The 24596-nt window shown below is 48.5% G+C and carries 20 protein-coding genes; 10 read left to right on the top strand and 10 right to left on the bottom strand.

Annotated elements, in window-relative coordinates:
• Positions 1-401 precede the first annotated feature (401 nt).
• Complete coding sequence (locus FMS18_RS07125; protein WP_163293068.1) at positions 402-1466, top strand: FUSC family protein; 1065 nt, start codon at positions 402-404, stop codon at positions 1464-1466.
• Here the strand turns inward: FMS18_RS07125 and FMS18_RS07130 are convergent.
• Positions 1460-2167 (bottom strand): lipid-binding SYLF domain-containing protein, encoded by a 708-nt coding sequence (locus tag FMS18_RS07130; RefSeq protein ID WP_163293069.1) that lies wholly within the window; start codon positions 2165-2167, stop codon positions 1460-1462. The genes FMS18_RS07125 and FMS18_RS07130 overlap by 7 nt on opposite strands.
• A gap of 158 nt (positions 2168-2325) precedes the next feature.
• On the opposite strand from FMS18_RS07130, the gene FMS18_RS07135 reads away from it, so the two are divergent.
• Both FMS18_RS07135 and FMS18_RS07140 read left to right on the top strand, forming a co-directional pair.
• Positions 2326-3219 carry a GyrI-like domain-containing protein gene (locus FMS18_RS07135; protein WP_163293070.1) on the top strand — a complete coding sequence of 298 codons (894 nt, stop codon included), beginning with the start codon at positions 2326-2328 and terminating at the stop codon, positions 3217-3219.
• Positions 3220-3241: 22 nt separating this feature from the next.
• Positions 3242-3703, top strand: a complete 462-nt coding sequence (locus FMS18_RS07140) for a GyrI-like domain-containing protein (protein ID WP_163293071.1) — start codon at positions 3242-3244, stop codon at positions 3701-3703.
• Between the two features lie 62 nt (positions 3704-3765).
• Here the strand turns inward: FMS18_RS07140 and FMS18_RS07145 are convergent, their stop codons facing one another.
• From FMS18_RS07145 to asnS, 3 genes are all read right to left on the bottom strand, one after another.
• Positions 3766-4641, bottom strand: coding sequence for a hypothetical protein (locus FMS18_RS07145; protein WP_163293072.1), 876 nt, complete (start codon positions 4639-4641; stop codon positions 3766-3768).
• Positions 4642-4703: 62 nt separating this feature from the next.
• Positions 4704-5585, bottom strand: coding sequence for a helix-turn-helix transcriptional regulator (locus FMS18_RS07150; protein ID WP_163293073.1), 882 nt, complete (start codon positions 5583-5585; stop codon positions 4704-4706).
• Between the two features lie 43 nt (positions 5586-5628).
• On the bottom strand, positions 5629-7020 hold the full coding sequence (gene asnS, locus FMS18_RS07155; RefSeq protein ID WP_163293074.1) for an asparagine--tRNA ligase: 1392 nt from the start codon (positions 7018-7020) through the stop codon (positions 5629-5631).
• Positions 7021-7281: 261 nt separating this feature from the next.
• Here asnS and FMS18_RS07160 point away from each other — a divergent pair, with 261 nt between their 5' ends.
• A complete protein-coding gene (locus FMS18_RS07160; protein ID WP_163293075.1) occupies positions 7282-7779 on the top strand; it encodes a rubrerythrin family protein in 498 nt (165 codons plus the stop codon).
• 227 nt (positions 7780-8006) lie between these two features.
• Complete coding sequence (ftsY, locus tag FMS18_RS07165) at positions 8007-9743, top strand: signal recognition particle-docking protein FtsY (RefSeq protein WP_163293076.1); 1737 nt, start codon at positions 8007-8009, stop codon at positions 9741-9743.
• Between the two features lie 94 nt (positions 9744-9837).
• On the opposite strand, the gene FMS18_RS07170 is transcribed toward ftsY, so the two are convergent.
• A complete protein-coding gene (locus tag FMS18_RS07170; RefSeq protein WP_239060979.1) occupies positions 9838-10665 on the bottom strand; it encodes an RluA family pseudouridine synthase in 828 nt (275 codons plus the stop codon).
• Positions 10666-10857: 192 nt separating this feature from the next.
• Here FMS18_RS07170 and FMS18_RS07175 point away from each other — a divergent pair, with 192 nt between their 5' ends.
• From FMS18_RS07175 to FMS18_RS07195, 5 genes are all read left to right on the top strand, one after another.
• A complete protein-coding gene (locus FMS18_RS07175) occupies positions 10858-11772 on the top strand; it encodes an EamA family transporter (protein ID WP_163293078.1) in 915 nt (304 codons plus the stop codon).
• Positions 11756-14932: an exodeoxyribonuclease V subunit beta gene (locus tag FMS18_RS07180; RefSeq protein WP_163293079.1), complete on the top strand. Its 3177-nt coding sequence runs from the start codon at positions 11756-11758 to the stop codon at positions 14930-14932. Before FMS18_RS07175 ends, FMS18_RS07180 begins: the two co-directional genes overlap by 17 nt.
• Positions 14933-15155: 223 nt before the next feature.
• The gene (locus tag FMS18_RS07185; protein WP_163293080.1) at positions 15156-18062 is read left to right on the top strand and encodes a PD-(D/E)XK nuclease family protein; all 2907 of its coding nucleotides are present in this window, start codon (positions 15156-15158) and stop codon (positions 18060-18062) included.
• A 40-nt stretch (positions 18063-18102) separates the two neighbouring features.
• Positions 18103-19293: an L-2-hydroxyglutarate oxidase gene (gene lhgO, locus FMS18_RS07190; RefSeq protein ID WP_203544565.1), complete on the top strand. Its 1191-nt coding sequence runs from the start codon at positions 18103-18105 to the stop codon at positions 19291-19293.
• 250 nt (positions 19294-19543) lie between these two features.
• A complete protein-coding gene (locus FMS18_RS07195) occupies positions 19544-20623 on the top strand; it encodes a nitronate monooxygenase family protein (protein ID WP_163293081.1) in 1080 nt (359 codons plus the stop codon).
• 118 nt (positions 20624-20741) lie between these two features.
• Here FMS18_RS07195 and FMS18_RS07200 read toward each other — a convergent pair whose 3' ends face one another.
• The 5 genes from FMS18_RS07200 to FMS18_RS07220 form a co-directional block, all read right to left on the bottom strand.
• Positions 20742-21293 (bottom strand): hypothetical protein, encoded by a 552-nt coding sequence (locus FMS18_RS07200; protein ID WP_163293082.1) that lies wholly within the window; start codon positions 21291-21293, stop codon positions 20742-20744.
• A gap of 58 nt (positions 21294-21351) precedes the next feature.
• Positions 21352-22311 carry a tyrosine recombinase XerC gene (gene xerC / locus FMS18_RS07205; RefSeq protein ID WP_163293083.1) on the bottom strand — a complete coding sequence of 320 codons (960 nt, stop codon included), beginning with the start codon at positions 22309-22311 and terminating at the stop codon, positions 21352-21354.
• Complete coding sequence (locus tag FMS18_RS07210) at positions 22286-23251, bottom strand: diguanylate cyclase (protein WP_163293084.1); 966 nt, start codon at positions 23249-23251, stop codon at positions 22286-22288. Before FMS18_RS07210 ends, xerC begins: the two co-directional genes overlap by 26 nt.
• Before the next feature lie 87 nt (positions 23252-23338).
• Positions 23339-24178, bottom strand: a complete 840-nt coding sequence (locus FMS18_RS07215) for an HDOD domain-containing protein (RefSeq protein WP_136675570.1) — start codon at positions 24176-24178, stop codon at positions 23339-23341.
• Positions 24179-24589: a hypothetical protein gene (locus FMS18_RS07220; protein WP_163293085.1), complete on the bottom strand. Its 411-nt coding sequence runs from the start codon at positions 24587-24589 to the stop codon at positions 24179-24181.
• Positions 24590-24596 lie beyond the last annotated feature (7 nt).

Below are 24596 nucleotides of genomic sequence, written 5' to 3' on the forward strand. Positions count from 1 at the left end.
GTCAATCATTAATTTTCATGTTCTCGCAAAATATTTTTTCAATGATCTCAGTGCCTTGCTTTCGCTAAGCGCGGATTGGGAATCTATGCAAACCCGATCCGAATGTCAACCGCTAATGTCCGGTCAGTCAGAAAAAAAATCCCCGACAAGCTCGTGGCTTTCAGCCGTTGCTGCTTCGAGAAAGAGGTTCTATGGAAAACAACGGACGGGGTCAAGGGGTTTTTGAATTATTTGTGGTATATTTGAGTGTTAATTTATAAGGATGGCTTAATGGTGCGGGTTTTGCTGATAAAGTTATATATTCTAAAATTTCACTAACAACCTATTGCCAATCCACATATACTATACATATTAAGACTCCTGTCTTGAAACACATAACCAATCAGGCTTACTGACCTATTATGAATTTTAAAACTATAAGTGCCCATCAGGCCCACATTAAACACGGACTGAAAACCGGAATTGCCGCAGTTCTCGCCTATATCGTTGCAGATCTGTGCAGTTTGAAGTTCGGATATTGGGCCGCCCTTTCTGCGGTAATTGTCATGCAGATCAACGTTGCCGATTCCATTAAGATGTGCTGGTACCGCTTTTCAGGCACAGCCATAGGCGCATTCATCGGGGTCTTGTGTATTCTGGCCTTCCCGGAAACCCCGCATATGACCATGCTTGCGCTTTTCGTTTCGGTAGGTTTCTGCGCTTACATGACCCGCTATAACAACCGCTACAAAATGGCCGCCATAACGACTACTATCGTAACTTTAGCCAGTCTCGGTGAACCTAACCGTGTTGAATTCGGTTTATTCAGGGTACTCGAAATTGGGATTGGAGTTGGCAGTGCCTTTGTTACCAGTATAGCACTTTGGCCCATGCGCGCATCTGAGACATTGAAAAAAGAACTTTTCAATCAATTCGAAGAATGTGCAGCAAACTATGAAACCCTGATGGATGGTTTCCTTGATAAACAGAGCTGCCTGATTCCCAGCGCGCTTGAAGCTTTTAACAGCAGACTGACCAAGAACCGTGAAACATACGCCAAGGTAATCCGTCTCGAACGCTTCATATACATAGAAGACACACAACTGCTGGGCATGAAGGTGGAGATCTTAGAGAAATGTGCTTCACACCTGCGGGCCATGCTCCATGCACTGAGCCATGTTCACGGCGAAGGCTATCATATAATAATGGAAGATGAGCTTCGCCAGCTAGCGAAAGCAACCTCGCAGGCCATGCGCGATATTGGCTCAAAGAGAATTCCAGATGAGAAATCTTTACATGATGCCCTTGTTGCCTCGCAAAAGAAACTGGAAACCCTGCGCAATGAAGGAGCTACCCGCAGATTCTATTTACAAAAAATGATACAGTTTTTTGCCTTCTATCACAGCGCACAATTTATTTGCGAAGACCTGCTGCGCTACACTCGGGAAAGAAAAAAGACCAACGCCAAGATCACTAAAAATCAGTAGATGCCTGCCAGACTAAGTAGAAGTTTATCCGCTTCAGGCTTGTCGTGCTTGTGGGTCATGAGCAATTCACGCACGCTGACTTTTTTGCCGTAATAACGTTTATTGAAATCATTGCTGACCATAAACGCCCCGGTGCGATATGTCATACCCCCATAAGCCCCGGCCTGATCCACCAGCAGCAAAATGTTTCCTTCTGCATCAAAAGTCCCCCGGCTGCTGCGCTCGGCAGTGTGCCCCACCGCAAGATCAGCACCCAGCGAAAGGTCGATTTTCCCGCCAAGAGCATCTTCGAGGGCCTGATCATCCATGAGAAAGACCAACAAGCTCTTACCTTCCACCCCACCCTGCAAGCCGATATCGATCCCTGCCATATTAAAAAAAGCAGGGCCGTTCCAGAATCCGGTATCATCCTTGGCGCAAAGCACTCCGGGCCCAGCCTCAGCCCCGACCATAAAAGCGGCTTTGTATACATCCGGAAAAATGAAAACAGCTCTGGCGTCTTCCAGCAAATGATCAATATGAGACAGGCTGTCTTTGGTCCGCATATGATTAAGTGCACAGACAGATGAATCGACAATACGCTGCATCACTGTCGAAGAATTGCTGATACAAGGATTGCCGACAAACTGCTTCACCGGAGTGCAGGAACAGGCTATAAAAAGTGTAACCCCCAGCAGGGCTGCTGATATCAATTTATTCATGCCCCTATTCTAACCCCAGATGATTCAAATCATCAACTGCATACAGTTGCTCGTTCATCCCCACTTTTCAATTAAATTTACGAATGATAAAAAATGTCATGTCAACGCCAGCAAAACATGTTTAGTATTAATTAACGAAACAAATTCAAGGGAAATACATGTCCACAATATTAAATCCATATAATGAAAGAATGATGGAAGTCCTGCTCTACATCCAGCGCAATCTGGACGGAGACCTTTCCCCGGAAACATTGGCTGAACAGGCCTGCTTTTCCGTGGCTCACTTCCACCGTATTTTCAAAGGCATGGTAGGTGAAAGCCTAAAGGAACACGTCCGCAGGCTTCGCCTGGAACGTGCCTCCTACCGACTTTGCTACTCGGATACCACTGTCATGGCTATTGCGCTTGATGCCGGGTTTGAATCTCCGGAAACGTTCAGTAGAGCATTCAAAAAAAGATTTCTTGTTTCACCCAGCGATTTCAGAAATAGCTCGCGGGCCATGCTGGCTCCCGGAGGTGACGGAAAAATCCACTACCGCCCGGACCCGAGCATTGAAGGCTTTGAACTGGATGACACACCACATTCCTGCAAGGTAGAAGTCCGCACCCGAGAGGAAGTTCAAGTTGTGTTTATCCGCCACGTCGGTCCCTACCCTAAAGTTGAAAAGGCGTGGGAAAAACTTTGCGGTTGGGGCTACGGCAATGGTCTCCTTGATGAGAAAACCGAATTTCTAGGGCTTTCTTACGATGATCCGGACATCACCCCGGAAGAAAAGATCCGCTACGATGCCTGCTTTACCATTAATAAGGAAGTTGAAACTCCTCCTGAAATGGGAATTCAGGTTATCCCCGGCGGTAAATACGCAGTTACAACTCATTACGGACCTTACGAAAAAATGCACGGCATCTACCGGGAACTTTACGGTAAATGGTTACCCAGTAGTGGATATCAGCTGAAAAACACTATCCCATCATTTGAAAAGTACATAAAAGTTCCACCGGATGTTCCGCCCGAAGAAGCGGTTACGGAAATCTGGCTGGCCATATATTAATATATAACATGGAGTGCTAAAAATGGACGTACAGATTTGGACCCTTGATCCGGCAAAAATGGCTTATGCTGAACACGTAGGACCTTATGAAGAAGTAGGTAAAGCTTGGGAAAAGCTTTGTGGGTGGGCTGGTCCAGCTGGAATTTTCAACCCCAAGACCAGATTCTACGGAGTTTATCATGATGATCCGGGACAGGTTCCTGCGGCAGAGCTGCGCTCAGAAGCCTGCATAACCATAGAAAATGAAAGTAATGCTCCTGCTGAAATCAAATTTAAAGATTTCCCCGGTGGAAAATATGCCGTCACCACTCACCTCGGTCCTTACGAAAAACTCAAAGATTCATGGACCGAATTTTACGAAAAATGGCTTCCGCAAAGCGGAGAAACCCATGCAGAAGCTCCCTGCTACGAGCAGTATATGAATGATCCTACCAACACAAAACCGGAACATTTAGTAACTGTATTGCTCATGCCATTGAAATAGAGATAAAGAAGCGCCCCGCTTTCGTATACACGAAAGCGGGGCGTTAACCTTTCTCAGCCAGATTAATATCTGGCAATCATAACTTTATTTTCCAGCATCATGGGAATCCAAAGTCTTTTACCTTCCTTATCCAGATAGAAATCAGCAGGGCCGCCGATCTTTTCACCAAGATCAAGAGTAGAGAGCTCTCCTGTTTCAACATCTTGACGAATCAAAACGCCCTCTTTTTTGAAATCAACCCAGTCGGAAAAGATGACATTTCCATCATGATAGACCATTCCGTCGTACAATCCATTTCTCGAACTGATCTTCTTGAAGTAAAACTTATTGCCGTCAATGCGCCCTTTACCCACAATACCATTAGGCTTGTGGTCCTTGCCGAACGAACAAAGATAAATAGCTCCAGTCTTGGCATCGTACGAAAGACCGTTAGGACCGAAAAGGTCGGTAGTACATTCAAGTTTGGTGACAGTTGGAGAGGATGAGACATCAACAACAAAAAGATCACCAGTATCCATTGCGGAGATGAGCAACTTATCATCAATGACGGCTATACCATTCAGAAACGAAGTCCCCTCAGCGGAAAAATCAAGATCTACAACCTGTTTCCCATCTGCCAAAGAATAACCTTGAAGATGATCAATATCATTTACATAGAGGATTCCGTTTAAAACCGTCGTTCCCTTGGGTGCGTTCAGACCGCTGATATATTTCCTCTCCAAGACATCGCCTTCAGCCGATAACCGGGAAATATAACCGTCGCCATCCTTGTCCATAGGCTTAAGCTTTTCGCCTACATTTGAAACATAAAAATATGTTCCGTCAGAAATTACACTTTCCGGCGCGGAAAAGCCGTCCACAATGGTAGTCTTTGATGAGCAGGCTACAAGCTGCAAGACCATAAAAAGACAAATTGCGCTGATTGAATATTTACGCATAAAATTTCTCCTTGTTCTGTTTAAAGAAGAAGCTAGCGCAAAGGACGGAACAGGACTTGCGATTAAAGACCAGATTTTGCTGAATTCAGTTCAGCTCGATATTCGCGAGGAGTGACTCCGTAATTTTTACGGAAAAGAGTGCTGAAATGAGACAGACTTTCGTAGCCGGATTCATAAGAAATCTCGGTAATATTTTTATTTGAATTGCGGATAAGCTGTTCCGCCCAAGACATGCGCCTTTGGCGAATCCAGCGCGCGGGAGTGGTATCAAACGTTTTTTTGAATTCGCGTTTAAAAGAGGAAAGGCTTCTTCCTGAGAGTTCTGCAATGGTTTCAAGGCTGATATTTTTATTAAAATACCGCTCCATAACCACAGACAAATCCTCCCTTCCCACATCCCTGCATGAAATTAAAAAGCTGAGAAATTCATCATTACCCGGAGTGATACATATATAATGTAGCAGTTCCTCAACCTTCAGCCGCAAAAAATCATTATTCCTACCCAGCGGAGAATCAAACAAAGACAGCATTGACGCCAGGTAGATACCGACCGGATCTGCCACTTTTATATTAAAAGCAGACCGCTCAAGTCTTGTAGAATTAATCTTTTTTACGGAAAGCAGATTCACAAAATTCGCGAACATGGGGTCATCAAAAAAGAAAAGAACAGTATCAAATGTCCCGCCATTTTCCGGGATCATCTCAGACATGAGGTGGCAACCCTTACGGCAGAAGAAAGCTTCCCCTTTGCGAACCACCATATCCCCGTCAGCAGAATGAATATATTTTGTACCCTCAAGGACAAAAACAAGAGAATGCTGCGAAACACATACTTCATGACGAATCTCCGAACTCCTGCTCTGAAATTGCACAAAAGTAATGCCATCCACAGTGATGTCGGCAAAATCCGAGGATTTTTGGATAAAACGAGGGATTGTAAGCATAAAAGAAAAAAGGGCCGCTCAAGGCGGCCCCATAATTTACTAATTAGAATTCAAGATTCTTGGGAGTTCTGGGGAAAGGAATAACGTCACGGATATTGGTCACTCCGGTGAGCAGCATAAGCATGCGTTCGAAGCCCATACCAAACCCTGCGTGGGGTGCGGTTCCGAAACGGCGGGTATCCAGATACCACCAGTATTCTTCGGAATCCATTCCGGTTTCAGCAATTCTGCTTTCCAGAACATCAAGTCTTTCCTCACGCTGCGAACCGCCGACCAGCTCACCTATTCTGGGAACAAGCAAGTCCATGGCAGCCACGGTTTTGCCGTCATCGTTCACACGCATGTAGAAAGGTTTAATTTCTCTGGGATAATCATAAACAATTACCGGTTTTTTGAAATGCTTCTCAGTAAGATATCTTTCATGCTCGGTCTGCAAATCCTGACCGTATTCAGGATAATATTCAAACTTCTTGGCTTTCTTGCAACGCTGAAGCAGGTTCACTGCGTCTTCATAACGGATGCGTTCGAACTCGTTATCAAGAGTATTGCGCAGTGTATCCATGAGGGTTTTGTCCACGAATTTCGCAAACAGCTCGATATCGTCAGCACAATTTTCAAGAACATGATTGATGAGATATTTGACCATCTCCTCGCCGAGATCCATGTTGTCGTTGAGGTCGGCGAAGGCAACTTCGGGTTCAATCATCCAGAACTCGGCGGCGTGGCGCGGAGTATTGGACTTTTCAGCACGGAAAGTAGGTCCGAAAGTATACACCTTCCCGAGGGAAAGGGCGTACATTTCAGCATCAAGCTGACCGGAAACAGTCAGGTGCGCTTCCTTACCGAAGAAGTCGTTGGCTGCCTGATCTTCCTTTTTCATGGAAGAAAGGGCTTCGCTGTCAAGGGAAGTAACCCGGAACATTTCGCCCGCGCCTTCACAGTCGGAGCCGGTAATGATCGGGGTATGTACGTAAAAGAATCCCTTATCACGGTAAAATTTATGAATGGCGTAGGAAAGCTCGGAACGGATGCGAAACATGGCCCCGAATTTATTTGAGCGCGGACGCAGATGGGCAATGGAACGCAGGAATTCATCAGAATGACGTTTCTTCTGAAGCGGAAAAGTTTCAGGATCCGCATAGCCGATCAACTCGATGGACTTGCCGCGCACTTCCCACTTCTGCCCCTTACCGGGCGATTCGACCAATTCACCGACAACACCCACGGAGGCTCCTGTGGATATTTTCTCCAACTCAGCTTCAATTTCAGGAGTATGATCGATGATAACCTGCACGTTCTTCAGGCAGGAGCCGTCGTTAACCTCCAGAAATGAAAAGCCTTTATTATCACGCTTGGTGCGGACCCAGCCTTTAAGCAAAATTTCAGCTGTTGCACTTTCCGCATTCAAAATATCTTTAACGCATGTTCTTCTCATAAATTGTCTCCAATCACTTGGTTTAACGCCGATAATTGCGCTTCGCGTAAGATGTAGCTGCTAGGCGGCTAAATTTCAACCAACTTATGCATCATTAATATATATGTATATGGCAGTGGAAAAGATGTGATCTTTCTTTAAATTAATTTCATTTTCTGCTTGCATTTCATAATAGGAATCGTTATTAATTATTTCAACGAAACGGAACAAAGTTTTTTAACAATAAATTCAGATTCAAATTGAACAACAAGGAGAACTCCAATGACCAAAACACTTGAAAATCTTAAAGCAGCTTTTGCAGGCGAATCTCAGGCTAACCGTAAATATCTCGCTTTCGCTGAAAAAGCAGAAGCTGAAGGCAAACCCGGCGTAGCCAAACTTTTCCGCGCAGCCGCAGCAGCAGAAACTATTCACGCTCACGCTCATCTGCGCCTTATGAAAGGTATCGGCTCCACGGAAGAAAACCTGAAACAGGCTATTGAAGGCGAAAGCTACGAATTCGAATCCATGTATCCCGAGATGATGGAAGATGCCAAAGCTGAAGGCGAAAATGCAGTACTGCGCTACTTCGGTTTTGCAAATGAAGCGGAAAAAATTCATGCGAATCTGTACACTGAAGCACTCAACGCTGACGGAGACAAGTTTGCAGAAGCTGAATTCTACATCTGTTCAGTATGCGGACACACTCAGAACGGTGCTGCAACTGAAAAGTGTCCTATCTGCGGAGCCGCTCCCAAGGCTTACAGCAAAGTGGACTAAACCCACTCCTGTTTTCAACGACCTATCTTTTTAGCTACCTCTTTAGCCCCGCCCGCATCTAATGCGTGCGGGGCTTTTTCATTCATAAAACCACAACCCTCTGGACTAATTTCATTCAGGATATATCTGTTAAGCTGACAGCGAATAGAGCCGAATCCGGATAGTTGCGTATCCGCGCTTACTGCGCTATCTTCGCCTGTTCAAAATAGACTGCAAAGGGGATTTCAATGGGATTCTTTTCTAAAGTAAAAAAATTGTGGAGCAGCCCTGAAGAAAAGGCTGAACAAGCACTTAAAGACTATCTCGGCGATGATTATGAGCCGCAAGAAGAAGTAGAAGAACCGGAAGTTAAAGCTCAGCCGGAACCTGAGCCCGCACCCGAACCTGAACCGACTCCTGAGCCGGAGCGCGTTGAACCGGAACCTGTTGAAACCAAAGTCGAAGCAGAGCCGGAACAAGTTGAAGAAAAAGCTGAAATCCCGGCAGAAGAGCCGATTATCGAAGAGCCTGCTTCTGAGCCGGAAATCACCGAGCAAACTCCTGTTGCAGAAGTGGAACCTGTTGCCGAACCTGAGCAGGAAATAATCGTAGATACTCCAGCTGTAGAAGTGGAACCGGAACCAGTTGCCGAACCTGCGCAGGAAGTTATCGAAGAAACTCCCGCTGCTGAAATGGAACCTGTTGCGAAAAAAACAGTTGCGCCAGCCGGACCGACCATCCTTGAACCGGTTATGGAAACCGAAGCTCAGCCCGCGGAAGACAAGCCGCAGTGGCAGATTGAGCTGACCAAATCCCTGCAACAGGCAGAACCGCGACTTTCCGTATGGCTGGGCCTGATCCTTGAGGGAATCGAGGAAGCCGGAGACGATCTCTGGGATCGCCTTGCCTTCCTGCTGGAAGCACTTGAAGCACCGAGGAATGAAGCCGAAGACTTCATCGTCCGCTTCAAAGATTGGCTCGAAGACATGGATTACGAGTATGTGGATGATTTCCGCTCCGAACTCCAGTACCGTCTGGCCCTCGCCCTTGAACTTGAGGATGAGGAAGACGAACGCAGTCGCCTGTTCATCAAGCTTTCCGAAGGTCTGAACAAGACCCGTGAGCAGATCACCAAGCGTATCGATTCCATGCTCTCCAGCCATACCGACTTTGATGATGATTTCTGGGAAGAATTCGAGGAAATCCTGATCATGGCTGATGTCGGTTACGATGCTTCCATGGAACTGGTGGAGCGCATGAAAGAGCGCATCCGCAAGGCCGGGGAAACCAACCCTGAGAATTTCAAAGACTTGTTGCGTGAAGAACTGGACGATATTTTTAAAGTCCCCAAACGCATCAAAGCATTCAACCCGCCGGAAGTCGTCATGATGATCGGCGTAAACGGTGTCGGTAAAACCACCACAATCGCAAAACTGGCCCACCGCGCTCAGATGCAGGGCCGCAAGGTACTCATCGTTGCCGGTGATACTTTCCGCGCTGCCGCCATCGGTCAGCTCGAAGTCTGGGCCCGCCGCGTGGGTGCTGGATTCTACGCCAAGGAAGAAGGCTCTGACCCAGCAGCCGTAGCATTTGAAGCCATCGACTACGCAGTCAAAAACGGCTACGACCTCATGCTGCTCGATACTGCCGGACGTCTGCACAACAAAGCCAACCTTATGGAAGAACTGCTTAAAATCCGCAGGGTCCTCGGCAAGAAGCACGATGAAGCACCGCACCGCAGCGTGCTGGTCATCGATGCCACCACCGGACAGAACGCCCTCTCCCAGACCAAGATCTTCAACGAAGAAATCGGCGTTGATGAACTGATCCTGACCAAGCTTGACGGAACAGCCAAAGGCGGAGTCATGATATCAGTTACCATGCAGCACAAAATCCCCATCACCCACATCGGTTTGGGCGAGAAAATGGAAGACCTCAGACCGTTTAACGGCGAGGACTTTGCTAAGGCTTTGTTGCTGTCGTAAGGTTTAAAAGAATATAAAATTGGAAATCCCGTCCGGCGGTTGAGCTGGACGGGATTTTTTATACAAACAAATAAGAATACAGAAATTAAAAGACTTACCACCCCGTCTCACAAACCGCCTCAAAACCGGGCAGAATAATCTTCCGGTGATGCAGATACATCCTGTCCGCCCCGTCCTCGCGACCATAAAGAGAATCACCAACAATAGGAAATCCCGCATGGGCGAGGTGGGCGCGAATCTGGTGGCGGGCGCCCTTGGCTATCCGTATATCTAAAAGAGATGTGCCGTCTTCATAGCTTTTCACCACCTCTGCACTGGTCCAGCGTTCCGGTGAAGCCTGCTCATCGAGCACTTTTGTGCGCTTGCGATCTTCGGTATCGAGTCTGTTCTTTACGATAAAAGATTCATCAGGGATGCCATGCACCTTGGCATGGTAAATTTTATCCACGGTACTTGAATCCTCGTATGCGCGAAATTCATTTTCCCTTTCCACTCCGAAGGCGACCAGCAACATCCCGGAAGTAAGAAAGTCCAGCCTGTTAGCAAGAATAGGGTCCTGTCCCGAAAAAATTCCGTCCAGACATTCTTCTACTGAAGGTGCCGGGCTTCCTGCAACTGCCGCTGAATGAAGACCTTCAGGTTTGTAAACAGCACCGAACCCATCACCCTGCTTGACCACCTTTACCCGAGACAAAATCTCCACAGCGCAAGAGCGGTCCTCAGCGTCAAATAGAACAACTTCCGCGCCGGAAAACATCTTCAGACCGGAACGGCAGCTGCGACCATTGACGGTAACACATCCACTCTCAATAAGCCGCCTGCGCTCACGAAGTCCGCTTTCAGGAAGCATCTTGAGCATAAATTTATCCAGCCGCTGACCTTCGTCGCTATCTTCAGCTATTCTTTTGTCAATTTCATTCAATTTTATATCTTCCGTTTCTGTTAGTTGATCCCCAATCCAATCAATCAAACAGGGTTTACGCTGCAAGGGAAACAGCATACAACTCACTAAGCGCAATGAAATTTATTCAACCTGCCGTTTTTACAGCAAGTACCTACTTCTAAGCTGCCAAACGGTCTTAATCAACCTTTTCCCAAGATAGCAGGTTTTGCCGTGAATATTAAAGGCTGTATCTTCGTCATCTGTGCCGCGATCATGTGGGGTCTGATCGGCCCCATTTCCAAATTCCCCATAGAACAGGGAGTTGCACCACTTGAGAATGCCTTCTGGCGGGCAGTTTTCGCATGGATGCTCTTTGCTGTCCATGCCTGCCGCATCCGGGCAATCAAAATCGACCTTAAAGACCTGCCCCAGATTCTAGGTTTCGGCTTTGTGGGCGTGACCATCTTTTACGGTTCCTACCAGTTGGCGGTACAGGATGTAGGCGCGGCCCTTGCCTCGGTCTTGCTCTACACAGCCCCGGTATGGGTGGCCTTCATGTCATGGCTGCTGCTGGGTGAAAAAATGACTCCGGTCAAGATTTCCGCCATGCTGATAACCATCAGCGGAGTAGCCTGTGTTTCTCTCGGACCCCAGATTTTCGGAACCGGGACTGAAATGACCTTCACCTGGCCGGGCATCATCTTCGGTCTGACTTCCGGGTTCACCTACGCCCTCTACTACATCTACGGTAAGACCATCTTCGCACGCTACACCACACCGACAATATTTCTCTATGCCCTGCCCGTGGGGGCAATCTTCCTGCTGCCCTTTTTTGAGTTCACCCCCAAAACCGGAACCTCATGGATGAGCCTCATCGCGCTGGCCCTGATCTGCACCTACGGCGCATACTCTATTTACTACGCGGGCCTGAAATGGCTGGAACCAACATCCGCCTCGGTAATAGCCACCATCGAACCCGTAATCGCCGCCATTCTCGCATGGCTGTGGTGGAACGAAAGCTTTGACTGGACCGGATACATCGGCAGTGCGCTGATTATTTCAGCAGTGCTTATGATTGTAATGGAAAATAAAATTATCGCATTTTTTGCCTCTGGAGCCCAAAAAGTAAATGCTAAAACAAGTTAAGGCTTCTGCCGGGTCTGGTAAGACCTACGAACTTACTGCACGATTCCTGTCCCTCTTAGCAGGGGCGCAGGAAGAAGATTCCGTCCCGGTATGTAAAAGCTCACAGGGAAAAGGATACTGCTGGCCTGAGATCATGGCCGTTACCTTTACCAATAAGGCTGCGGCAGAGATGAAAGAACGCGTCATCCGTTCCCTGAAAAACCGCGCTCTGGACATTGAAGGCGACGGACTGGGCGCGGACTGGAAACCTCTGGACGCAAAAAAGCAACTCATCCCCATCCTGCAACGCTACAATCGGCTGAATATCCGTACTATTGATAGCTTGCTGAACCTGCTGGTGCGCATCTTCGCCCTTGAACTGGGACTAAGCCCGGAATTCGAACTGCTCTTTGAACCGCAAGCCCTATTCGAGCCGAACTTCAACAAATTCCTAGCCCAATGCGAAGAAGGCGACCTGCTGCGCAAAGAGCTACTGGACGATGCAGTGGACAGCCTAGTGCTCAAGGAAGAAAAGCAGGGGTTCTGGCTCTCCGAACAAATGCGCATGCGCTTGCTCTCCATCCTGACCCACGTCATCGACCATCCGGCGGAGAGGCTTACGGATCAGGAGGCAATAGCCGGACTGCTGCAAATGGAATTCGACGCATTCCAGAAAGCAGTGCGCGACCTGTCGGCACTCATTGATGCAGACAAGCTTGCGGCCTCGGCCCATCTGAAGAAATATCTGGCCCATACCGCAACCATTGATTTCATGGACCTGCCCAAGGAATCAACCATGGTTGCCAAGGACAGCTTTGAGGATTGCGTTAATAAAAAATCCAAAGGCGACATCGGTTCCTATCACGAAAAAGTATACGCGGACCTGAAGCAAGCCCATGAAATTTACCGCGACAAGGCCACCATTCTACGCGGGGCCTATGCACTGGCCCCGTTTGTACGCATTGTAGAGGAAATCCGGGCCGACATCATTGAATACCAGACCCGCAACGGCATGCTGCTCAGTGCGGATTTACCTAAAGTGGCAAGCTACGTACTGCAAGGCGGTAGCGCTTTGCCCGATGCATTTTGCCGCATGGGTTCCCGGCTGCACCACTTGCTGGTTGACGAATTTCAGGACACAAGCCTTGCCCAGTGGCAGGCCATGATTCCGCTGGCTGTGGAATGCTTATCCAAGGCGGGCAGTCTTTTTTATGTGGGCGATGTTAAGCAGGCCATCTACAGTTGGCGCGGGGGCCGTTCCGAACTTTTTGATGAAGTAGGACAGGACCCGGAACTCTACGCTCTTTCCGAATTCACTCCTGCTAATCTTGATTACAACTGGCGCAGCCTTGAGCACGTTATCGGATTCAACAATGAATTCTTTGAGGCCTTGGCGGACTATGATCTTGCCCTCGACCTTTCAGAAAAGCTCTACCCCAACAGCCCGGAAGAACAGCAGATCGAACTGGCCCAAAACATTTCCCATTCATTTGAAAAAGCATCCCAGCAGCTGCCTCCGGGACAGGATCGCGCAGGCGGGTACGTACGGCTGCAAAGGGTTTTCGCTTCCAGCTCACAAGAAATCGTGGACGAAACCCGCCGCAATTTTGACCTGCTCATGGATAAGTTGTTCCCCCGCCGCGAATACCGGGATGTCTGCGTATTGGTTCGCTCCAACGGGCATGCACAGCTGGTCTGCGATTGGCTGGTAGAAAAATCCATCCCGGTGATCACTGAAAACAGCTTGCAACTGGACCGCCATCCCATCGTGCGCCAGATGGTTTCCCTGCTCAAATTCCTTGATTACCCGCAGGACGACCTCGCTTTTCTTGAATTCATTTGCGGACAGGAAATATTCGGACACATCTCAAAGATTGAACACGAAGCCCTCTTCAAATGGCTGGCCGAACGCGACAAAGGACCGCTGCACCGCCGCTTTTCCGAAGAATACCCGGATTTTTGGAACACGCACATTTCGCCCTTCCTGCGCAAGTCCGGCTTGATGACCCCGTACGACCTTGCCAGCGAAATGGTTTCCCGCTTCAAACTTATCGAAACCTACCCGCAGGATGAACTATACATCCGCCGCTTCCTTGAAGTGGTTCACCTTGCCGAGGAAAAACGCGGTACATCGCTGGCTGCATTTCTTGATTTCTGGGAACTTTCATCCGCCGAGGAAAAAGTCCCCCTGCCGGAATCAGTCAACGCGGTACGCATCATGACTATTCATAAATCCAAGGGGCTGGAATTCCCGGTCATTGTGGTGCCCTTCCATAACTGGTCTGTATCCGGCCCGGACAGTTCTCTGGCAGACATTCAAATAGATGGACAGACTATGCTCACTCCCATGAGCAGCTCACTGGGCGATATTTATTACGAGAACCGCACCCGCATGTTCAGCGAACAGCTTAACCTGCTCTATGTGGCTTGGACCCGAGCAGGACAAGAACTTTACGGTTTTCTGCCCTCGGAAAAGACACGGGGTGTAAGTCCGGCACTTGCTGCCATTGAAATGATTCTGGAAGACAAATTCGATGATCTCGGTTTGCTGGAATATGGCGTGAATCCTGAAAAAGAAGAACAAACTCCCGCCCCCGAACCAGAAGAATCGCAGACAGCTTCAGCTGACGATTTCTGCGAACCAGAAGCCAATGGACTCCCCGAACCGGAACTCATGGGCTGGCTGCCGAGACTGCGCGTTTACCGCCATAACCTCGAAGATTATTCCTATGATGCGCGTATGCGCGGGGAACTGGCCCACAACGCCATGGAAAACCTGATCCTCACCGGGGATGACGAGGCCGACTGTCTCCGCAGTGCCGAGGCCGCCTTTGCCAAGTTCCCGGCAGTGACCGAGGAGGAAGACGTGCTGGTCCCGGAAGTGACAAACATGGCCCTCTGGGCCTTATCGGTCCCGGATGTACGTACCGCTATCGAACGCGGCAGGCCGGAAGTAGCCATTATGGATGCGAAAGGCGAAACCCATCGCGCCGATTTGCTGCTCTTGGAAGATAAACGGGCACTGGTAGTTGAATACAAGACCGGACAGCCTTCGCCTGAAAACGAAAAGCAGGTCAAAAGATATTTGAAGCTATTACGAGACATGTACGGTGACGAGAAAGAATTACGCGGCCTGTTGGTCTATTTAGATGGAAAATTTACCAGAGAAATCAATTTATGATTGCCTCCGGCGGCCCTCCGGGGGCCAAAGAACCCTTTTGAAAAAGGGTTCTCTGGACTCTCCTAAAACTTTTAATAGTTTTAGAATGTCCTTTATATAAAATATTTTTGCGTTTTAAAATGCGAAGCGGCGAAGCCATACTAAAAAGTTTTGGGATTCTTAAACCCTTTTCCCAAAAGGGTTTAGGGTTTAAGGCCCTCGGCAGAGCCGCCGGAGGCATACTATGACAAATAAAAAAAATATCCAGATAATCTCGTGGAAAGAAGATTTCATTGAAAATCTTGCCACTACTATAATCAATGATTCTGACGGCGACCTGAGCAAAGTCACGGTCATTGTCCCGCACCACCGCCCGGCCCGTTATTTGAAAAAGGCCCTTGCGGGCTCGGAGCAACTGCCTAAGCCGTGCATCCTGCCGGAAATTTATTCATTCTCCGACTTCGTATCCTCACTTATCCCCAAACTTACCGCCGAGTTTCCACGCAAGATCGGCAAGTTGGATCAAGTCGGACTGCTCTTTGATATCATTGAAAAACTGCGCAGTGAATCCACGGGCATGCTTTCCAAAATGCCTACGGATCTGCAAATGTTTTTCCCGTGGGGTACCCGACTGGCTTCCCTGCTTGAAGATCTGCTGCGTCAGGATATCAAACCGCGCAACCTGACCATGCTTCAGGGCGAAGTGCTGGAATGGGCCGCTGCCCTGCTCGAAGAACTGGAAATAATTTTCGTCCGTTACCTAGAAGAGCTGGAGAAACGCGGCTGGGCTACTTCCGGTCTGGAAAACCGCACCTTAGTTGAAAATTTCAGCGGCCTTGATGATATCCTCAAGGACCGCAAACTTTACTTGGCAGGATTCTACGGAGTCAGCGGCGTGGAAGATATGTTCTTCCGCTACCTCTGGGAAAATCTGGGTCTACAGGTCATCTGGCACAGTGATCCCGGACTTGCTGAAGGTCGCAAAGGACACTTTGCTGTGCGTGAACATCGACTCTGGCTGCAAAACTGGAAAGCTGAAGCAGTTTCGGAGCATTCTGCAAAAGGAAGCTGCAAACTGCCGGAACTGAAATTCTTTGAAGGGTTCGACCGCCATTCACAGCTCTGCGCCATGCGCGATGAACTGTGCTCACAAAAAGTGGAAGGCTGCGCCGTGGTCCTACCGGACACCTCTTTGCTGCTCCCGGTCATGCACCATTTGCCGGAACAGGACATCAACATCAGTATGGGATATCCGCTGGAACGCTCAGCCCTGAACGGATTAGTGGAAGCCGTCCTCAAATTACAGGAAAACCGCAACGTCCATAACTTTTACTGGAAAGATATTCTGGGACTGATCCGCCATCCCTACCTGAAAATGCTGGAAGTAAACGGCGACCAGCCCTTGCGGACCATCTTCCACCAATGGGAAAACGCACTTCGTCACGGCGCGCCTTATGCAAACGTGAAAGATTTTGTCCCGGTCTACAGCGACGACAACGGCAATCTGGTGGACAACCCGGAAACCACCGAGGAACTGCGCGCTGAAGCGGTACAGGTCTGCATCGACGGATTCAAGGATATTGAGACTCTCTCTGAGCTTGCGGACAGTCTGCAAGCTATGGCAGAAATGCTCCGCCAGCGAGGCGGCACCCTCTGGAACCGCTACCTGCTGGATTCGGAATGTCTATTCCGGCTCATGAACGAAGTCATCCCCGAACTGCGCGAAAGCTCCATCAGCAATGAAATTTTCGGGCAATCGCTCTGCTTTTCCATTTTTCGGCAATTGCTCTCATCACAGCGCGTATCATTTGAGCCGGACCCAATTTCCGGTATGCAGGTGCTCGGTATGCTGGAAAGTCGCCTTTTAAATTTTAAGCGAACTTTTATTCTTGATACCGTTGATGAAAAACTGCCCGGCACTGATCCCTATGACCCTCTGCTCCCGGACCAGTTGCGGCACCTGCTGGACCTGCCGGATTCACGGGAAAGGGAATCTGTTGCTACCTACAACTTCTACCGCTTAATCATGGGCAGCGAAGAATCCTGCATCTTTTATCAAAGCGGTGTGCAGCCCGGTCTGCTGGATTCAAAATCCATCCGCTCCCGTTTTGTGGAACAGCTACTCTGGGAAATGGAACAGCAACGTAAGGAAATCATCACTCCGGGTGATGACTTCCCACTCAAAGCCGTTAATTTCCCCGTGGGAGCCATCGTAAACAGTCCAGCATCCATTCCAAAAGAACCATTGCAGGACAAACTGCAAAACCTGCTCAAGTTCAAAGGACTCTCCCCATCTGCCATCGACTGTTACGTGGGATGCCCTAAGCTGTTTTTTTTCCGTTACCTTTCCAATGTACGTGAGAGCGTAACTGTGGATCAGGACGGAGACCGCGCCGGATTTGGGGATCTGATTCATTCCGTGCTCAAGGATTTTCTTGAACCGCACCTGAATAAAGATATCAGCGGCGCAGATCTGGATGCAGATCAATTACAGGATTTGTTCATGCTCCGGCTGGAACGGGATTCGCTCTATCCCAACCTTGCCTACGACATAAAAAAATCTTTAGAACAGGCCGGGAAAAATCGACTCTCCCTATTCTTAAAAAATATGAAGCCGACCAAAATAGTAGAACTGGAATCAGACTCACAGGCCGAGCTTGAAATGGATGATTTCAAAGTCAGAATCCACGGACGTGTGGACCGGGTGGATGAACGGGCCGGGGAACGATACGTGCTGGACTACAAGACCGGCCGACTCCATTTGCCCCGCAAATCCTTCTGGGATGATGAATCCATCTGGGGTCCGTTGCTGGATGATCCGCAGGCGATCTACCATGACGGCACACCCTTTCTTGAAAAAATCAAGGGAACGGCGAACAGTCTGCAACTTCCACTCTATCTACTCATGGACCAGCACACTTCTGGTGAACTGCCAAGACAGGCCGCACTGGTGGAACTGGTCACAGACGGACGGGAAAAAGGACTCTTTGATTCCAAAACAAGCGATGAAGAGCGCGAAGAAATCATTGAGACAAAAATCCCGGCCCTGAGCAAAGTGATCATCAACAACATGCTGTTAGAGGAAGATTTCAAACCCATCCGCTCCAACATGTGTGATTGGTGTGCATACCGGGAAGCCTGCGGAAGCTAATTCTTTCTAAACAATTAACGATTCCCAAAAGGATATAGCTATGAAAACAGCTGAGATCATGATCTGCGGAGCTGGAATTGTAGGCCTTACTGTGGCGCGGGAACTTATTTCCAGAGGATACAAGGACATTCTGATTATCGATAAGGAATCTGAAATAGCAAAGCATGCTTCAGGGCGTAACAGCGGAGTACTGCATGCCGGAATTTATTATGCTCCGGGCAGTTTGCGTGCAGTTTCCTGCCTTTCCGGTAATTTCAGAATGAAAGAATACTGCCGAGAAAAAGGATTACCCCTGCTGGAAACAGGCAAAGTAATTGTCGCCCGTAATGAATCCGAACTTCCCACCCTGCATGAGCTGTACAGCCGGGCCACTGCTAACGGAGCCAAGGTCGATATAATTGATGAACAGCAGCTCTCCGAAATAGAACCCAATGCAAAAACAACCAAAGAAGCGTTGTTTTCTCACTACACCGCAGTAGTTGACCCGCGTGCAGTGATGAAATCATTGTATAATGATCTTGAATCCAGCGGTAAAGTCTCTTTCATGCTCGGTACCAAATTCATTACTGCAAAAAGCAACAATACTATCGTCACCGACAAAGGCGAAATAAGCTGCGGGCTGTTCATCAATGCCGCCGGGGCATACAGCGATCAGGTAGCCCGTCCTTTCGGATTCGGTGAGGGCTATCAGCTCATCCCTTTCAAGGGCATCTATAAAAAACTGAAAAAAGAAAAAGCGCACACCATCAAAGGCAGCATCTACCCTGTGCCCAATATCAAAAATCCCTTCCTCGGAATCCACTTCACCCGCGGAGCAGGCGGAGATGTATATCTCGGCCCCACCGCTATCCCCGCCTTTGGACGCGAAAACTACGGTATCCTGAGCGGTCTGGATAAAGAAGCATTCGACATAATGTTACGCGACGCTATACTCTTTTTTACTAATCCAAAATTCCGTTCCGTTGCATTTGAAGAGCCGCGTAAATACTTTTTCAAATGTTTCTTCAATGATGCAAAGGAACTGGTCAAAGAACTTTCCCCTGATGATATTGAAAACTCTCCCAAAGTGGGTATCCGCCCGCAATTAGTAGACCTGAAACGTAATGAACTTGTGATGGACTTTCTTGTGGAAAGTGATAAAAAGAGTGTGCACGTACTCAACGCTATTTCACCTGCCTTCACCAGCTCCATGTACTTCGCTGAAATGATTGTGGAGAAATACATACACTAGGAAATGTATGTATTCTGCATTGCAAAACAAGCTTTTTTACAGAGCGTCACCAAGCTGTAACAGACAAAAAGAACTTGACTTTAAGCCTCATACAGGAAAAAACTTTTCTCGGACTTCAAAGTTGCCTCTAAACAATAAATACACCGCTGTATGTATCTTTCAGATACCTGCCACAAAGCGTTTTTGCTGACAGTATTGTTTATCAACCAATGGCAACTCTTAAATATACAAGTCACAGGAGAACTTTAGTATGAATCTTCCTCAGCTTAAAATTGGTGATCTCGTTGCCAAGGTCCCCGTCATTCAGGGCGGCATGGGTGTGGGTATTTCCCTCTCCGGCCTTGCTTCCGCAGTTGCCAAAGAAGGCGGCATCGGCGTTATCGCTGCTGCAATGATCGGCCTTACCAACAAGAACGGCGGTAAGGATCACGCAAGAGCACACATCGACACTCTGGCCGAAGAAATCCGCAAGGCCAAAGAAATGACCTCCGGCATCCTCGGTGTAAACATCATGGTTGCCCTGTCCAACTTCGCGGACATGGTCAGCACTTCCGTCAAAGAAGGCGCAGATGTAATCTTTTCCGGTGCCGGACTGCCTCTGGATCTGCCCAAGTACCTGCACGATGGCGCAAAGACCAAACTGGTTCCCATCGTATCTTCAGGCCGCGCAGCATCCATCATCTGCAAAAAATGGATCTCCAAGTTCGATTACCTGCCTGATGCATTCGTAGTTGAAGGCCCCATGGCAGGCGGTCACCTCGGCTTCAAACGCGAGCAGCTCAACGATCCCAAATTCGCCCTCGAAAACATCCTACCCGAAGTCATCAAAGCTGTTAGACCTTTCGAAGAAAAAGCAGGCAGAACCATTCCCGTTATCGCCGCCGGCGGTGTTTATTCCGGTGAAGACATTAACAAGTTCCTCCACATGGGAGCTGCCGGGGTCCAGATGGGAACCCGCTTTGTCGCCACTCACGAATGCGATGCTGATGAAGAATTCAAACAAGCTTATGTAAACTCCACTAAAGAAGATATGGCCATCATCCAGAGTCCGGTCGGACTTCCCGGCAGGGCAGTAAAAAACGACTTCCTTGAAGCGGTTACCGATGGCAAAAAATCTCCCTTCAAATGCCCGTTCCATTGCATCAAGAGCTGCAAAGTAGAGGAAAGCCCCTACTGCATCGCAGCCGCCCTGATCAATGCCCAGCGCGGCAAGCTGAAAAACGGTTTTGCCTTTGCCGGCTCCAATGCTTGGAGAACCGAAAAGATCATCACCGTTAAGCAGCTAATCTCAGATCTTAAATCTGAATTCGACCGCGCCGTCGCACGCTAAGCTGACTTCTCCATAGATAATAAAAAAGGGCGTTCTACTAATTAGTAGAACGCCCTCTTTCATTTAGTAAGGCTTCGCCACCACATTCAACCAACCGTCTGGCATTTTAAAATTCAATCTACTTCTTTTCAGCCGCTTTCTTTTCTTCTTTCTTAGGCTCAGCTTTGGGAGCAGTCTCTTTCTTGGGTGCAGGCTTTTTTACTTCAGGCTTGGGAGCCACGGGCTTTGCAGCTTTCTTAGCCGCAGGTTTCTTGCGCTTGGAAATCAAAGACTCCAATTTTTCAGCAGCAGCCTGAGTATCACCGGACTCGCCTAGATAATGCATTTCGCCCTGCGGGGAAATCCAGTGCCATCCTTCGGGCTTTTTAAGCACTCGGGCCCCCTTTGCATCAAGGTAATCCTTGAATGATGCCTTCTCGAGGCTTTCGTCAATCTGTACTGTAAGCTTGCGGTTCTCAGCCATAACCTGAGTGTGCCGGAAAATTTCAAAAGCACTGTGGACTAGATCAAAGGCCGGATCTTCAATCTCACATTTTTTGGAGGAAAGCTCTTTTTCAAGCTGGGCCAGATCCTTCTTCAGGCTGCGAATTTCAAAAAGCGCATCCTTGCGTGCATCCTCACTCTTGTCATTAATTGCATTAGTCACTGCCGCTGCGGTCTGCTTTTTCATTGAATTTCCTCCAGAATTGCTAAGTTAAGTTTTGCTTAACACACTCATTTATAAAATTCTATTCCTTTTTCTCTCCATCTGAATCCGGAGACTGGTTGCCTGCCAACGGATGAGCCTTGTCATAAACATTCATAATCTGTTGCAGATTCAAATGAGTGTATCGCTGGGTGGTACTGAGGTGCTCATGCCCCAGAAGTTCCTGCACAGAGCGCATATCAGCCCCTGATTGCAGCATATGCGAAGCGAAACTGTGCCTGAGCATGTGCGGATGCACGCCCTCATGCAACCCTGCTCCCTCGGCCATACGAGCAAGGATACGGTTAACCTGCCTGCGATTCAAACGACCGCCACGGTTCCCCACAAAAAGGGCCTGTTCTTCAAGGGACGGCCCAAGCTCGGCACGTACTGCCAGATAATCATTCACAGCCTTGCAGGCTGCATCACTAAGCGGAGAAAGGCGTTCCTTGTTCCCTTTACCGGAAACACGGGCTACCGCGCTTGAGGTATCAACATCAAACAGGTCAAAGGCAATTGCCTCACTGACCCGCAAACCGGAACCGTAAAGCATTTCAGCCAGGGCAAGATCACGTTTATCCGCAGGTTCATCACCGACATGTGCATCCATGAGGTTTACGGCCTGATCAACATTAAGCGAACGTGGATGACGGATTTCCTGCTTGGGATTTCTGATCCCGGTCATGGGGTCATTTTTAATGAACCGATGCTTGGTCATATACTTGAAAAATGAACGCAAAGAAGAAAGCTTGCGCGACATGGTCGACTTGGCAAGCCGTTGCCCATGAAGTTTGGCTAGAAAACCGCGCACATGGTCCGGGATTACCTTTTCAGGCTTGGCAAGAGAACTTTTGCGAGTCTCCAAGAATTCCTCAAACTGGGTAAGGTCCTTTGCATAGGAGCGCAAAGTTGCAGCGGATGCACGCTTCTCCACATCCAGATAGGTCATGAAGACTTGGACAGGCTCGGGAAGGTCTTTATTTGTTCCTGCGGTCGAGGACATAATTGCTCTTGGGATTTTCTTTTGCTTTCTTCTTCAGGCTCATGGCAATGGCCGAAGCTTCACCAAAATGCTTCATCCTGCCGTCGATATTAAAGACAACGGCAATGGAAATAGCCATCAACGGAAAAGTCTGGGTATTGCCCTGCCGGTCTTTGGAAACAATGGATTTGCGCTGGCGGTCTTCCATGTCATAAAAATTAGGCACAATGCCGTCAAAAGAAAAGATAATCCGCTGGCAGACTTCTTCAATGATATCCGGTGAGGTAATTACCACAAAATCATCGCCGCCCACGTGACCCACAAAAGTCTGCTCTCCGGCAAAACTTTTCACCGTATTGACGATAATGCGGGCACTCATCATCAGCACCTCGTCACCACGCGAAAAGCCGTACTTGTCGTTAAAGGACTTGAAATAATCAAGATCGCAATACGCAAGAGCGAAATCCTGCTCGCGATCAATGAGAGTTTGAATTCTCTGGATGATGGAAGTGTTGCCCGGAAGCTTTGAAAGGGGGTTGGCATCAAGTGCCCGCAAGGCACGGCATAGAGTGAGGTTTACCCTTTCACGTACAACGGGCAGAAAAAAAGGACGGACCAGAAAATCGTCAACCTCAACTTCGTTCCAGTCCCATGGATGCTGAAGATCTGTATCATCAAGGCAGATAATAACCGGAAGCTGGCGGTAAACATTTTCGCTCTTTACCAGCCGGGCCAGTTCCTGCGCCGGAACATCCTCCACCCGGCTGTCAACAATGAGCAGATCCGGCGGTTCATTAAAAAGATCTTCCACTGCCCCGCGTGCTTCTGTATAGCAGGTGAAATCCAGCACATCCTGCGGCCAGATTTCAAACAAAAGGTCCCGCAAGGAGTTATCAGGGGAAACCAGAATAGCTTTATGTTTTACCAGCCCCAACAGGCCGTGATCCTTATTCTTGTCCATAGCCTACGCATTAACATCAACTATTATATAACGTCAAAGCTCAAGCGGACCACGATTCATAAAAATTTAAAAAAATAACAGGTAGAACTAGAAAGTGAGGTCTGAAATTTCCATAAACTTATCGGAGACCTCATCCATGACCGGCTCAAGATCTTTCATTTTCAACTTCAGAATCTTCATGGCTGCGGGCTTAAAGTAAGCAATCTGGTCATCCCCGCCGTTTCCGTATTCAAAAAGGCGGACCATAAAATCCCCCACATGGACCACTGCGGCGGTCTGCTGATAAAACTGGGCCCGGTCCGGGTGATGGTGAAAAGTCATGGCTTCGCGCACATTGGGCGGAAGATGCCAATGACGGGCCAGCCAAGCATTGATGCGATCATGACCAAAGCCAAGAATATGCCTTTCAGCTTCGTAATAACTTAAATCCTTTTCCTTCACAGTCATACGCACGGCTTCATTGAGCTCCGGCAGCTGCACTGCGGTAACAACCTTTCCAAGATCATGAAGAAGTCCGGCAACGGTGAATTCTTCTGGATCTTCAAATCCTGCGGCCTTGGCAATGGCACCACTGGCCATGGCGCAACCGAGGCTGTGCTCCCAGAGCCCTGACATGGCCTGCTGGATCATATCAAAAACAGATGTAGAAATAATAATACCCCGGATAACGTTCAGGCCAAGCAGAACAAGGGCATGCTGGATGGTGGTGATTCTGCCCGGAAAACCGTAAATGGGCGAGTTTACCATCTTAAGGACCTTGGCGGAAAGCACCTGGTCCTGAGAAATAACTTTGGCTACCTGTTCGGTTGAGGAGTTGGGATCATCAACAAGCTTGGTAACTTCATCAAGGACGGAAGGCAGGGTAGGCAGGTCTGAGGTAGAAAGAATCTGCCCTTTGACGCTGGTTTTAAGGTCTTGATCAGCCATTTATCCTTCCTCCTCGTTTTCAGCAGCCTCTGCTGCGGCGGCTGCTTCTGCTGCGGCCTGCTCTTCAGCCAGTCTCTCAGCTTCCTCCTCAGCCTTCTGAGCTGCTGCTTTCAAATCGAAATATTCCTTAAAAAATCCCTTAACCCGGAACATCCACTTATCCTTGGCGTAACGGCGAAAGAGATGGTCCAGTCGTTCCGATTTCTTGGACCATGAGGAGTTGTCATTATCCCCCAGGTCAACGGGATTGCCCTTTACAACAATACGCTCAACGTCCATGGACTCCAGCTTCTGGATAATCCCCTCAGTCAGTTCCAGCCCTTCAGCAAGGACAACCATACCGTTATCGCGGGTAACAGGCTTGGCAAGCTTCATCCCCGGAGCCGCAAGTTTAACCGGAATTTTCTGCATCAGTCGG

This window comes from Desulfovibrio sp. JC022 (assembly GCF_010470665.1).
In the GTDB taxonomy this organism is placed as follows: domain Bacteria; phylum Desulfobacterota; class Desulfovibrionia; order Desulfovibrionales; family Desulfovibrionaceae; genus Maridesulfovibrio.